Annotated in this window: 16 protein-coding genes; 4 read left to right on the top strand and 12 right to left on the bottom strand. The window is 56.3% G+C overall.

From position 1 onward, the window contains the following. Nucleotides 1-249 precede the first annotated feature (249 nt). Complete coding sequence (locus tag GJV26_RS00255; RefSeq protein ID WP_155706609.1) at nucleotides 250-570, bottom strand: ATP12 family chaperone protein; 321 nt, start codon at nucleotides 568-570, stop codon at nucleotides 250-252. A 10-nt stretch (nucleotides 571-580) separates the two neighbouring features. Further along, nucleotides 581-838: an Ogr/Delta-like zinc finger protein gene (locus GJV26_RS00250; protein ID WP_155706607.1), complete on the bottom strand. Its 258-nt coding sequence runs from the start codon at nucleotides 836-838 to the stop codon at nucleotides 581-583. A 348-nt stretch (nucleotides 839-1,186) separates the two neighbouring features. On the opposite strand from GJV26_RS00250, the gene GJV26_RS00245 reads away from it, so the two are divergent. Then, nucleotides 1,187-1,837: a LexA family transcriptional regulator gene (locus tag GJV26_RS00245; RefSeq protein WP_155706606.1), complete on the top strand. Its 651-nt coding sequence runs from the start codon at nucleotides 1,187-1,189 to the stop codon at nucleotides 1,835-1,837. A gap of 347 nt (nucleotides 1,838-2,184) precedes the next feature. On the opposite strand, the gene GJV26_RS00240 is transcribed toward GJV26_RS00245, so the two are convergent. Together GJV26_RS00240 and GJV26_RS00235 are read right to left on the bottom strand one after the other, a co-directional pair. Continuing rightward, the gene (locus GJV26_RS00240) at nucleotides 2,185-2,481 is read right to left on the bottom strand and encodes a hypothetical protein (RefSeq protein ID WP_155706604.1); all 297 of its coding nucleotides are present in this window, start codon (nucleotides 2,479-2,481) and stop codon (nucleotides 2,185-2,187) included. After that, nucleotides 2,478-3,119 (bottom strand): recombinase family protein, encoded by a 642-nt coding sequence (locus tag GJV26_RS00235; RefSeq protein ID WP_155706601.1) that lies wholly within the window; start codon nucleotides 3,117-3,119, stop codon nucleotides 2,478-2,480. The genes GJV26_RS00240 and GJV26_RS00235 overlap by 4 nt, the downstream gene beginning before the upstream one ends. A gap of 476 nt (nucleotides 3,120-3,595) precedes the next feature. Between GJV26_RS00235 and GJV26_RS00230 the strand changes: the two genes are divergently transcribed. From GJV26_RS00230 to GJV26_RS00220, 3 genes are all read left to right on the top strand, one after another. Next, nucleotides 3,596-3,904 (top strand): type II toxin-antitoxin system TacA family antitoxin, encoded by a 309-nt coding sequence (locus tag GJV26_RS00230; RefSeq protein WP_155706600.1) that lies wholly within the window; start codon nucleotides 3,596-3,598, stop codon nucleotides 3,902-3,904. After that, nucleotides 3,864-4,373 carry a GNAT family N-acetyltransferase gene (locus tag GJV26_RS00225; protein WP_155706598.1) on the top strand — a complete coding sequence of 170 codons (510 nt, stop codon included), beginning with the start codon at nucleotides 3,864-3,866 and terminating at the stop codon, nucleotides 4,371-4,373. The genes GJV26_RS00230 and GJV26_RS00225 overlap by 41 nt, the downstream gene beginning before the upstream one ends. A gap of 131 nt (nucleotides 4,374-4,504) precedes the next feature. Then, the gene (locus GJV26_RS00220) at nucleotides 4,505-4,777 is read left to right on the top strand and encodes a CRISPR-associated protein Cas2 (RefSeq protein ID WP_173346094.1); all 273 of its coding nucleotides are present in this window, start codon (nucleotides 4,505-4,507) and stop codon (nucleotides 4,775-4,777) included. Between the two features lie 46 nt (nucleotides 4,778-4,823). On the opposite strand, the gene GJV26_RS00215 is transcribed toward GJV26_RS00220, so the two are convergent. The 8 genes from GJV26_RS00215 to GJV26_RS00180 all read right to left on the bottom strand — a co-directional run bounded on the left by GJV26_RS00215 (nucleotide 4,824) and on the right by GJV26_RS00180 (nucleotide 11,518). Beyond that, nucleotides 4,824-5,126 carry a DUF2471 family protein gene (locus GJV26_RS00215; RefSeq protein ID WP_229419115.1) on the bottom strand — a complete coding sequence of 101 codons (303 nt, stop codon included), beginning with the start codon at nucleotides 5,124-5,126 and terminating at the stop codon, nucleotides 4,824-4,826. Continuing rightward, the gene (locus GJV26_RS00210; RefSeq protein ID WP_155706594.1) at nucleotides 5,126-5,887 is read right to left on the bottom strand and encodes a hypothetical protein; all 762 of its coding nucleotides are present in this window, start codon (nucleotides 5,885-5,887) and stop codon (nucleotides 5,126-5,128) included. Before GJV26_RS00210 ends, GJV26_RS00215 begins: the two co-directional genes overlap by 1 nt. Before the next feature lie 90 nt (nucleotides 5,888-5,977). Further along, nucleotides 5,978-6,556 carry a BrnA antitoxin family protein gene (locus tag GJV26_RS30595; protein ID WP_155706592.1) on the bottom strand — a complete coding sequence of 193 codons (579 nt, stop codon included), beginning with the start codon at nucleotides 6,554-6,556 and terminating at the stop codon, nucleotides 5,978-5,980. Next, a complete protein-coding gene (locus GJV26_RS00200) occupies nucleotides 6,537-6,809 on the bottom strand; it encodes a BrnT family toxin (RefSeq protein ID WP_155706590.1) in 273 nt (90 codons plus the stop codon). Before GJV26_RS00200 ends, GJV26_RS30595 begins: the two co-directional genes overlap by 20 nt. A 595-nt stretch (nucleotides 6,810-7,404) precedes the next feature. Continuing rightward, complete coding sequence (locus GJV26_RS00195; RefSeq protein ID WP_155706588.1) at nucleotides 7,405-8,436, bottom strand: phage late control D family protein; 1,032 nt, start codon at nucleotides 8,434-8,436, stop codon at nucleotides 7,405-7,407. Beyond that, entirely contained in the window at nucleotides 8,436-8,849 is a 414-nt protein-coding gene (locus GJV26_RS00190) for a phage tail protein (protein ID WP_155706586.1), read from the bottom strand. Before GJV26_RS00190 ends, GJV26_RS00195 begins: the two co-directional genes overlap by 1 nt. A 10-nt stretch (nucleotides 8,850-8,859) precedes the next feature. Further along, the gene (locus GJV26_RS00185) at nucleotides 8,860-11,406 is read right to left on the bottom strand and encodes a phage tail tape measure protein (protein ID WP_155706584.1); all 2,547 of its coding nucleotides are present in this window, start codon (nucleotides 11,404-11,406) and stop codon (nucleotides 8,860-8,862) included. Beyond that, entirely contained in the window at nucleotides 11,396-11,518 is a 123-nt protein-coding gene (locus GJV26_RS00180; RefSeq protein WP_155706582.1) for a GpE family phage tail protein, read from the bottom strand. The genes GJV26_RS00185 and GJV26_RS00180 overlap by 11 nt, the downstream gene beginning before the upstream one ends. Nucleotides 11,519-11,525: the final 7 nt, after the last annotated feature.

Here is an 11,525-nt window from a genome sequence, read left to right as displayed (position 1 = left end):
GATGAAGATCGACAGAGAAGGCGTCTTGTCGGGATGGTGCGGAGAGTGGTACAGCGCATCATCGCCACCCTTGCCCTGTTTGATGCCCAGCCGGTCGGCTAGGTCTTTCAGGTCAATTTGGCGTTTGAGTTGTTCGATCGATGCCATGTTGTTTTGTTCGTTTGTGCGGTCAGTCGTGCGCAGGAATGAGCAAGGCCGCGCCGCAGTTACGCGCGGCGGGCAGATGCGTGTTCAATACGGTCGGAATCGTTACGGCCGCTCGATGGCAGCCGAAAGTAGCTTGAGCAGCTGCGCGATCGTCAGCGTGTGCTGGGTGCCCTGGTCGTCGATCAGGAACAGGGTGTAGCTGGTGGTCTTGTTGCAGTCGATATAGGCGCGGTGTCCGCTTGCGCTCAGCTCGCCCCAGGCCTGCATCGTCAGATCCTGTGCAACCTCCAGAGAGATCGAGTTTTGTTCGACCAGATGGTCAATGCAGCGAGTGGTCAAGCTGGTCATCGCCGGCGCCAGTTCGGCACCCTCATGGGCATGCAGGAAGGCCAGCGCAGCGGATAAGGTGTGTTCGTTCGACATGGATTCCTCGTCAGGCAAGTGACAGCTGCAGCTGCATCTGGCGCATGACGCGCTCGGCAACGTGCTGGGAAAGAGGGAGATTGAGGCCGTTCTTTGGCATGCCGGAAGGCGACAGCGTGCGTACCGCTTCGAGATTGGCAACGAAGGTATGACCGCATTCCACGTTTGGACAGGCGAAAGTGATCTCCCGCATGGTGTCGGAAAGCTTGTGGCTGCTGCGCGCAATGGCGCGCGTGTCGCAGTGTGGGCAATCGATGGAAAAACGCATGTACAGATTCCTTATGAAGAGAAGAGCCCCTCAGCCCACTCTCTACTTGTCCCGTTTGTTCGAACGGGTACGGCTTTCATACGCTTCCAAGCCCATCCGGTAGATAATTCCGGCCATGGATTGCTTGCTTCGGGCCTCTGTTTGCGCGTACTGTCGCAGGCTTTTCTCCTCATCAGGCGAGAGCGGAATTGGCTGCCGGGTTGTTTGCTTTTTGCTATCAGGATCGTCAAGAAGATGTCGCATATTGTTTCGTTCTGTAATCAAATGTTGCATTAAGAAAAATTGTACGCTCTACTCCCGCCTCTTTGGAAGCATTTTCTCTAAATTTCGAAAGCACGAGATCAAGATATGGAACACAATAAGGCATTTGTAGAAGCCATCGTTAACAGAATGAAAACAGTGCTGGGTGTAGAGAGTGATACGGATGCGGCAAAGATCCTCGGCGGAACGCGCTCGATGCTGAGCTTGTGGAAAAACCGCGGCAGCGTTCCATTTCAGCAATGCATCGAAATGGCTGAGAAACACAACATCAGCCTGGACTGGTTGGTGTTGGGTCGCGGATCCAAAGAAGTGGCTACTGCCGATGCTGTACAGCCGATCAGCGATCTGTATGTAGAGGTAGAGCATTTCGACGCCGCTACGCTGTATGCGGAGAACGGAAAGTTGACATCGTGGACGTTGCCCCGGACCTGGCTTGAGCAGCAGGGCCTGGAAGCAGCTTCTACATGGGTCGTGCGCGCTGCCGGCGATTCCATGGCACCGACTATCACGGATGGCCAACTGGTGATCGTTGACCGACGCGTGAAAGATGTAGATGGGGTCTACTTGGTAGACACAGGCAAGTCCACCCGATTCCGGCGTCTGCAACGCATGATGGATGGATCGATTCGACTGCTGTGCGATAACCCGGCCTATGCCCCTGACACAATTCCGGCGGGCGATGTTCTTGCCTTTGATCCAGTCGGATATTGCCACTCCGTGATCAAGCTGCTGCGCTGATTCCACGCACCTGGCGGCTCCTATGTCGGCGCCGCCATTCATTTCCCTGCGTATCCCGCTGGCCATTCCCACTTCCTTTTAGCTCGTTCCGCCATCATCACATTGCGCGGGATTGCCGCAGCGGTACATCAATGTTGATTTTCGGAAACTCAATTTACTGTATATGCATACAGTACTAGCGGGAGTGCTTTTTGGCAAGAAAATATTTATCAATCGCTTTTCATGGATACACATACTTTATCAAATGATAGATAATATGATGTATTAATGATGTGATGATGATGTATTAAATACGTATAGATGAAATACAATAAGCATTAACTCAATGTTGAGATAAAGCTTACTTTTTATTGCTCGCGGCTGTTTATCCAGCCCTTTGCGTGCTCTTCGGCGTCTGCCAACGCACTTGCCACCAAGTAAGCATTGAAGGCCTCCGATGCAGTGGGCTCGATGGCTTGCGTGAGCCAGTAGGCCCGGTCGTCCTCGCCCAACGCGTCCCACCAGTCGATTCCTTCAACCGGGTCATGTGCCGGCACCGGGAAAACGCCACCGCCTACTTCTAGGCCTTCCTGGATCAGGCGCAGCTGCCATCCGCCGCCCAGCTGATCCGCCCGCGGTTCGATCGTGTAGCTGTACTGAATCATGTTGCATCCCTTTCAGTTTGGGTGTCTGGTTTCCCTGGTTTCGCATTCAAAGAGTTGTAGATCGTCGCGCGACTGACTTTGTAGCGTTTAGCCACGTCGCCTACAGTGATGCTCTGGTCTTTCAATAGCGCCTCAATTTCCCTGATCGCTTGGGCATCCAGCTTCGACGGTCGACCTCCCATGCGGCCGCGCGCACGCGCAGCCTTCAGGCCCTCCATCGTGTTTTCGTGGATCACGTCGCGCATGTATTGCGCCATCGATGCGAACACGCCAAGGAACAGCCGGCCCTGCGCCGAGGTAGTGTCGATCTGTTCCGTCAGGCTCCGGAACCCGACCCCCTTCTCTCCCAGCTCGTTGATGATCTGCACCAGGTCGACCAAGGACCGCGCCAGGCGGTCCAGGCGCCAGACCACCAGCGTGTCGCCGGCGCGCAGCGCGCGCAGCACGGCTGCCAGCTCGGGTCTATTGTCCTTTGCACGGCCGCTGGCTTTGTCCTCGTAAATTTGGCCGCATCCGGCGCGCTGCAGGGCGTCGCGCTGCAGGTCCAGGTTCTGATCGACGGTAGACACGCGCGCGTAGCCGATCAGCATTCCGCCGGTGATGAGGTCCAGGTTATTGGTGGCGGTGGAGTGTCGCATCACTTGTTCCTGTAAATGAATCAAAAATTGAACGGTTTGTTAGACATAGAAAACTATACAGGGTTTTTTGACACTTCCAGTGAGAAAAAAGGGCCACTTGGCCCTTTTCTGTTGAGTGTCTAAAAAACCGTGGTTTGTTAGACATATCAAAGTCAGGTTTCAATTCAGTACTTCGAGTTTTACGAAGTAATTGTTCAGTTTATTCCTCTTTTTTAAGGGGGCAACTCGTGTCACAATCCTATCTCGATGCGTCATTTTGACGCACTGCGGCATACTGACGCATGGCGGCAATTTGACACCGGCGGGAGGGGGTGGTATAGTTCCCAACGTCAGGAATCCTCTATCTTGATTAATTAAACTAAATGAAAGCCTAACCCCTCTCGAAAGGAAATGACATGGAGCCAGTTAACTAAAGTAATTTAAATAAATTAAAGGAGAGCATCTAGAAGTAAGTTGTACATAATTGGAGAATTACAATGAACGTTATAGAAAAAGAGCGGATCACTGCTCGCATTTCTAGCAATGTTGCGGCAGTACTTAGTTCGGCAGCAGAGTTGACGGGGACTACTATGAATGGTTTTGTAGTCCAAGCTGCACTTGAAAAAGCGCAGCAGGTTATAGACCGGGAAAGCCGGACTATGATTACTGGGAATGATGCTGCCATGTTACTCAATTTGCTTGATAACCCTAGAAAGCCAAATAAGGCAATGGAGAGGGCTTTCGAGCGTTTTATGAAAGAGAATCATGGAAATTCCGAAGTTCCAATCGCTTACAAAAGCGCATAATGTTGCAGATTTTGATTGCGGTGTGCCAGCTCTGAATCATTGGCTCAAAACAATCGCTCCGCAACATCAAAAAAATGGGATGTCCAAAACGTTTGTTTTGGTGTATGAATCGCGTCCAGAAGAAGTAGTCGGATTCTTTGCAATGAGCTTGCGTGACAAAGTGCTGGCAGCAGATTTGCCTGCTGCCATGCGGAAGCGTCTACCTGAAGCAGTAACTGGGTACACATTGGCGCGGTTGGCTGTCTCCGAAAAATTCAAGGGGCAACAACATGGGGAACGGCTTCTCTTGAAAGCCATGCAGAAGGCATATCAAGCATCTAAATCTGTAGCTGGTTTTGGCTTGTTTGTCGATGCTAAAGAAGGCGCCGCCTCCTTTTACGAGAAGTATGAATTCGTTCCCTTTCCGGATGATCCTAATACGCTGGTGTACCCTATCAGGGATATGCCACCATTCCCGGAAGAAAATTAAGAATAGATATAAAGATTGGCGGCATACATTATTTGCTAATCTGAATATTATTAATTGGCTGCGTCACTAGTAATAGAGGCGCAGTTTTTTTATAAATATAATAGAAATTTATTTTTAAATTGGAGGTAATTTTGACTACATATACTGTAAGTTACGATTTGAACAAAGAGAAAGATTATGCTCGCCTCTTGAATGAGCTGAGGCGTTTGAATGGGGTTCGTGTCCAAGCATCTTACTGGCTAGTCGCGGTTTCTAATACGGCTGAAGAGCTGCATAATCATCTTAAAACTTTTGTTGATAAAGATGATGCTCTCTGGGTTTCTGAGGTTGTAAGAAACAACTATTACAGTAATGCCATAAAGGGAACAAATGATTTCTTGAGTAGAAATCCACCTTCTCGATGAAAGAAAACAGGCCCTATTGGGCCTGTTTTTATTTCTACTTCCTGAATCAATGCAAACGATTCCACGCGTCTTTTACTTCACTGAACACGATCGGCAAGAAGCTGTGCCCCGTGAACGACACCGGGCGATCGTCGCGTGGGTAGACCATCGCCGCCGGCGCTCGCATCATGTTAAGCACGGCCTGATCGTGCTCCCCGCTGCGCGCTGCCTCATCCAGAACTTCAGCTTCGATCTGGTGCAGCAACGCCCAGGTTAGAACGCCCACTGTTCGATATCGCAGGACCACGCTTTGCGTAATCGCTCTCACAGCTTGGTCGGCAAGCTCAAATTCATCCATTAGTTCGTCCATTATGGTATGCCAGCGGCCAGTTTAAGTTCCTCAAGACTTTGTCCAAAAAAATCTAAAGGTTCTATATCAGATATGGAAATATATTCTTCTGCATAAAATTCTCGCCATTCATCAAGTTTATTGTGAGCGGCAGCAAAGAGCATAACTCCATAAGTGGTTGGGACAACCTCAACAAGACTAATTGCTACATTTCCAAATATATGAGTCTTATAGGAAAATCTGTTGACTAGACCTTGGCGATGCAATACTGTTAAGTCACGATCATAGTCTAAGTTTCTGGCCTTAAGCTCGCCTCCAATGAGGAAAATATTATATTTATTAACATCTTCACTCAAGCCGGCATTTATTTTTGCTTTCGATTTTAATAATATATTTTGCCAAGTTTTGTAAATTACATAATGCAATTCCAATTGCCTTGAAGACATTGACTTGATCGTATCAACGTAGTTAAGAACCCCGTCATCTTTCCCTTCCGGGCTTCTTGATGCAGCTAACATGCCGCCGAAATATTCAGCGCAAACCTCATCCTCAGTAATTGCACCATTCCACAAAACATCCCTGGCCGCCCTGAGATTAACCTTTTTTCCATCATCTGGATTATTGATTTTTTTGGTTGCCACATCAACTAACTTATCTCTACCTTTTGCGTACAGCTTATTAATATCTTCTCCCATAGTAGCAAGAGCGGAACCGAATAGCTGTGTGCCGACATAGCCGCCAGCAGCTATGGCTGAAGTGATTACAATTTCTTCGCTTACCATTTCATTTCCTAAGAATAAGTATTTGTAGGTATGGTGGAGTGTTAAAAAATGGCTATGGAAAAAGAAATAGCGCGATTGCTGGCCATTGCTTTATCGTATTACGGCAACATCACGTAGCATCGCATTGCCGACATCTACTGTATATACCTCGCCGAGTGCATCGCCTTCTCGGCCGGCCTGCCGAAGGTGTTCCTTGACCTTCTGCTGTGCCTCGCCATCATCCATGGCCACTACAAGGAATTCATCGACCTTGGTCGTTTCGTCACCCTGCTTCTGGACGGTGGCGTGGTAGCGGTGTGCCAACATATGGTTTCCCTTCAAGTACTCCAACAGTGCCGCGTTAACACGGGTCTGCCAGCCCTCGCCGGTGGCCTTGAACGAATCGAGCACGACGTTGTCGAGCCGGATGCTCGTGGGCACCTTGGTGCTGTCCTGTGGTGGCCGACCAATCCGGCGCGCCGGCTTGAACTGGACCAGTTGCTCGTCCGTCAACGGCAGCGCATCTGGATCGGCCATGGCGGCCGCGGTAATTTCCGCGTCCTCTTCATCGCTCGGCATGATGATGGTGCGCGCCTTGCCACCGATTTTCACCTGCAGGAGTTGTTCGCCGTCCTGCGTAGAAGAAGCGGCTTTCGCCGCCTCCGTTTTGTCATCTTGCTTGTTCAACATAGTTCAGCACCTCTCGTTTGTTCGCCTTGCGTAGGCTGATGATTCTTCGTCCTTCAGCTCGATCTACATACACCACGTAGTAGATTCTGTCCCCGATCGGCCCCAGTGCACATCGCCGTTCTTCGTTGTAGTCGTGCCGGTCGTCTTCCCAGTCGACTGCTTCATCCCATTCGATCCTTTCCGCTTCGGCCAATGAGACACCGTGTTTACTTTGGTTGACACGGTCCTTGTTCGGGTCAAAAGTAATGTTCATGTAGTTATTGTATATACGGAAAATAGGTCTGTCAACGAGATTTTGTATATACAAAAATGGGTGGAGGAAATTTCGGAAAGACCACCACACGAACTTCAAAACAATTCGGGTTAAGTTCCGATGTGCCTGATAGCGGAAAACCCACCAGAGGAACCAGAGCGTGAAGCAAGCGAAAATTTCAGTTGGAGCAATAGGAAAAATGCTCCAGGCAGGCTGTGAAAATTGTGCTAGGAAAAGCGAAATGGCTTGACGGGAGTTCGGTCGTGATCGTTGGAAAACCGCCCGGGTTGCCTTGAAAAAGTGCTGTCAGTATGGACAAACGGACTTGACGACGAGAAGTCGTGATTTTCGAATGCCACGTGCGCTAACGGGAATCCCACCACAAGAACCAGAAGCGCATGGGTTCCACAATCGAAACACCGGCTCAATGAGCCTTACCTATGGAGTTGAAATTGAAGCAAGTAAAAATTGAGAGCAAAGCCTTTGTGTGGTCGCTCGTGTTTGTTAACGTGTGTCTCGGCCTCTCCCATTTGGCAGCGGCTGTCCATGATCTAGCGCCATGGTTGCAAGTGGCCAGCGCGTGACGCGCACCAGGTCACGCGCCACGGCGGAAATTGTCGCGGTGCTTGTCGCTGGCCGGATCGTCGCGCATCTCCAGCTCGATGCTGTTGGTGTAGCCGCCATCCGAAATGTCGTGCGTGACGTTCTGGACCAGCCAGGGGATCGAGTCGATTTCGTCCTTCCAGCCGGCGACGGTCACGGGCAGCTCGGGGAACAGCTCTGGGCGGCCGATGGCCAGCCCCAGGGCGAACGTGGCCTGGCTGCGTTGCGTGCGCTTGAATTCGGCCGCGGCGGCCGCCTCGGCCTCGGCTTGGCTGGTGTAGGTCTCGGGCAGCACCTTGAGATTGGTGTTGGTCTCGCCGCCGACCGTGACGCTATGCCGCTTCTTCTCCCCGTTGCTGTACCAGTGCGCCTTCACGCCGCTGTACGTTTCCCGTTCGGACACGTGGTAGCGGTGGCTGTCGCCATCGGCGCGCGTCAGCGCGATCACGGGCAGGGTCTTGCCGCTGGCGGTTGTACCCTGCCCGATCGGCACGAACAGCAGGTTGTCTGCCTTCACCGTCATCACCGCGTCGTAGCGCTTGGCCAGGCGCGTCAGGAACGCCATATCGCTTTCATGCGTCTGATCTACGTGGTCGATCTTGACGGCGCCCAGGGCGGCGCCCACCAGCGGCTTCAGCTCGTGCCGCGCCGCGATCGTCTTGACGATATCGGCCAGCGCCTGGCCGTGCCAGCTTTTTTCCCGCCGCTCGCCCATGCCCTTGGTCATCGAGGCGCTGCGGGCGCGCAGCGTGATCGTGTCGGGCGTGCCGGCGTGCTCCGCCTCGTTGACGGTGAACAGCCCCTTGTCGACCAGCTGGGAGCCGGTCCAGCCGATCGCCACGGCCAGCACGGCGCCGCGCGGTGGGATGGCCAGCTTGCCGTCGCTGTCATCGAGCACCAGGTCGAGGGTATCGGCCTCGTCCGCCCGGCATTCGCGGATAGACAGGCGGATCAGCCGCGGCGCGATCTTGCTGGTCAGGTCGCGGCCGTCCAGCTTGACGGTGAAATCAGGGCTCAGCGGCATCAGCTTGCCCCTTTCTGCGCCATCGAACTGGCCTGGTCGTCATCCTGCCGGGTCAGCGAGATCGAGAATTCAACGCGCCGCGGCTTGCCGTCGATGCCGATGTGGCTGCCATCGGCGCTCAGGTCCTCCAGCAGGTATGCGCCGTAAACAGTGCCGGCGCCGTCGACGAGTACATAGGCCTCGCCCGTGTCGCCCATTGCGCGCAGCTCGTCCAGGGACGACAGCGTGCCCGTCAGCTCGGGGGCCAGCACGCCGGAGATGGTAAAGGTGTCGTCGCCCAGGCCTGTGAACTGGCGAGCGTCACGCGCGCCCACGCGCGAACTGGCGCGGTGCTTCCACTGCGTCTTGCGTTGCAGCTGTTGAAACGCCAGCGTGTTCATGTCGAACACGAACTGGCCAAGTGCCATCAGCATGATCTTTCCTTTAATCGGTCAGGCGCGAGCCGAAGCGGGCACGCTTGGCCTGGTCGCGCTTGTCCAGTTCGGCACGGACGGCCCGCGCGATCGCGTCGGAACCGGTGCCGGCGTCGGCCTGGATGGTGATGGTGATGGTGTCGCCGCCGATCGACAGCGAACCGCTGCTCGAGCCGGCCCCCAGCGGCGCCGCCGGCGCGGCACCGGCGCCGGCGAACGTCAGCGCAGCCGCACTGGCCAGGTTGGCGGCCGCCCGGGTCAGCTTGCCTTGTTCGCCCTCCACGCCCTGCGCAGCGCCTTGGCTGATGAAGCCGCCCAGGTCGCTGAACACGCGGCTCGGGCTGTGGATGCCCAGCTTGGCCTTGAACCAGTTGATCGTGGCATCGGCCGCGCCGCCGATCGCGTCGCGCACCGTGCCCAGGGCGCCAGTGATGCCGCTCACCAGGCCGGCCATGATGTTGGCCCCGAAGGTGGTGAACTTCGCCGGCAGCTCGATGCCGAACCAGGACAGCACCGCGGCGAATGCCTTGTAGAACGCCCCGATCGGGGACCAGTTCAGCAGCAGGGCCGTCACGCCGGCCAGGCCGCCGGCGGATGCCGTGCGGATCTGGCTCCAGATCCCGGCGAAGAAGCGCGTGATCGGTTCCCAGTTGCGGTAAATGAAATAGGCGCCGGCGGCGATCGCAGTGATGGCCAGGCCAATCGGGTTCATCAGCAGCGCCCGGCCCAGCAACAGTACGGCCGAACTGACCAGGCGGAAAGCACCGGTCAGCAGGCCCAGCGCCCGGGCGCCGAGGGTGCCCTGGATGCCCAGCGTGGTCAGCGCGAACCGGACCATGGCCAGGGGACCCAGCACGCTGGCCAGCATCAGCAGCAGCGCGCCGCCGACGATCAGCAGCAGGGCCAGCAGGGCGCCGGCCTTCATGAGGCCGGCAGCCAGGCGCGGATTCTCGCGTGCCCACGCGCCCACGCGCTGCGCCATCTCGCCCAGCCATTCGGTGGTGGCCTTCAGCTCTGGGGCAATCGAGGCACCGAACGCCACCAGGGCGTTGGTGGCGGTGCCCTTGGTGGCGTCCCACAGGTTCTTCAGGGTGCCCAGCTGGACGTTGACGCGCTCCTGCAGGGAGGCCTGCGCGCCCATCTTGCCCTGCACCTCACGGTAACCGGCCACACCCTTTTCCATCATCAGGGCGATCGCCTGCAGGGTTTCCGCGTCATCGCCGTAGATCTCCTTCAGCACGCCCAGGCGCTTTTGCGTAGACAGGCCCTTGAGCTTGTCGAGCTGCTTGAACATCTTGTCGAGGCCGCCGAACTCGCCCTTGCCGTCGGTGAAGTCCAGCTGCTGCCCCGGGGCCAGGCCCTTGTTGGCCTTGCCCACCTTCTTGCTGTCCAGCGACAACTGGAAGATCTTGCGGAAGGCGTTACCCGAAGCCTCGCCAGCCATGCCGGCTTGGTCGGCCATCACCAGCAGGGGCGCCAGTACCTTGGCTCCTTCAAGGCCCTTCTGCTTGATCGCGTCCATCGCCGGCGACAGCTTGGCGAAGCCCTGCAACATGTTGTTGTCATCCACGCCCAGGTAGAACGTACGCTGGATCACGTCCATCAGGGACAGCATGTCCTTTTCGGAGGTGCGCGTGGCGTCCTGCAGCTTGGCCGAGAATTCGGCAGCGTCATCGGGCGCCTTCTTCAGCAGCACGCCCAGGTAAGCTGTGGCCTCGCCCATGCCGCCCAGGATTGACTGCGTGCTGATGCCCTGGCGGTTCAGCATGGTCATCATGTCCTGGAAGTCCGACGTGGTACCGGGCAGCTTGTCGCCCAGCCGGGTGGCCAGGTCGTTGATCTTCTGGAATTCGGGCGGCACTTCGGCGCCGGCGCGCATCAGCGACACGCGCAGTTGCGTGGCCGAGTCCTCGGCCTTGGCGTATTCCTGGACCGGGACGGACAAGGCGGCACCAGTCGCGGCGCCGGCGGCGGCCGCCGCGGCGCCGGTACCGGCCATGCGGCCGGCGCGCGCCTGCGCGGCGTCGCGGCGCGCGCGTGCTTGGGCCAGGCGCCGTTCGTTCGCGGCTACCCGTGCCAGCTCGGCCTGTTGCCGCTGCAGTGCCTCGTTGGTCTGGTCGATATCTTGGCGCAGCGAGCGTTCGTGCTGGCCCAGATTGCGGGTGTCGATGCCGGCGCCGGACAGGCGGCCGCGCAGCTGGTGAAGGTCGATGTGCTGCTGCCGGGTTTCGGCGCGCAGGCGGGCGGCCGCCGCCTTGGCCTCTTCGAACTGGCGGGCCATCTCGCGCGTCGGCGCACCGGTGGCGGCGATCTCGCTGGCCAGCTGCGCGACACGCGCCCGCGCCTGGTTCATTTGCGTGGCGGTGGCGGCCATGCCGGTGCGCAGCTCGCGGAACGCGCTCACATCGCGTTGCGTCGCCTGCAGCTGCCGCAGGCGATCGCGCGTCTCGCGCATGGCCGTGGTGGTCTGGCGCGACCCGTTCATCATGTTGCGCAGGGGACGGGTGGCGTTGTCGATCATGTCGAACAGCACCCGCAATCTCAGGTCATTGGCCATCTTGCTTCTCGGTTCTTACACGGGCGCGCTCGCGCCATTCCACCAGCTCGGAAAGGGAAAAGCCGGCCATCGCCTGTGGTGGCCAGTGAAACACCACGGCGATATCGGCCATGTAGTCC

The organism is Pseudoduganella dura, assembly GCF_009727155.1.
GTDB lineage: Bacteria > Pseudomonadota > Gammaproteobacteria > Burkholderiales > Burkholderiaceae_D > Rugamonas > Rugamonas dura.
Note: the sequence above shows the minus strand (reverse complement) of the source record. Positions and strands in the feature narration are given on the sequence as shown.